General features: G+C 72.6%; 2 riboswitches.

Going from position 1 to position 412, the window contains the following annotated elements:
- Window positions 1–2: 2 nt before the first annotated feature.
- Window positions 3–86: riboswitch (glycine riboswitch) on the top strand.
- Window positions 87–110: 24 nt separating this feature from the next.
- Window positions 111–240: riboswitch (glycine riboswitch) on the top strand.
- The last annotated feature ends 172 nt before the right edge of the window (window positions 241–412 follow it).

Below are 412 nucleotides of genomic sequence, written 5' to 3'. Positions count from 1 at the left end.
GGTCAGGAGAGAGCGCCGCGCCCGCAACGGGTGGCCGGCGCCGCCGAAGGCGCAGGGAATCCCGAACGCTCAGGCAAAAGGACTGGCAAGGCGCCCGCAGGGATGCGGGCGTTTCCCCGGCTGGAGAGAGGCCTGCCCTGCACGGCAGGCCCACCGAAGGAGCAAGCCCGCCACGCGCCCCCCCCAGGCCGCGCGCACGGCGTGGTGAATCTCTCAGGTAAAGCGGACAGCGGGCACAGGCGTGGCGCTTCGATGGCGGCACGCGCGTCGTCCGTCCCCGCTCGCCCGAAAGGCCGCTCCGCTCATGTCCGCCGAATCCGCCCCCCTGCACACCACGCCGCTGCACGCGCTGCACCTCGAACTCGGGGCCCGCATGGTGCCCTTCGCCGGCTATTCCATGCCCGTGCAGTAC

The organism is Myxococcus llanfairpwllgwyngyllgogerychwyrndrobwllllantysiliogogogochensis (assembly GCF_006636215.1).
GTDB lineage: Bacteria > Myxococcota > Myxococcia > Myxococcales > Myxococcaceae > Myxococcus > Myxococcus llanfairpwllgwyngyllgogerychwyrndrobwllllantysiliogogogochensis.
Note: the sequence above shows the minus strand (reverse complement) of the source record. Positions and strands in the feature narration are given on the sequence as shown.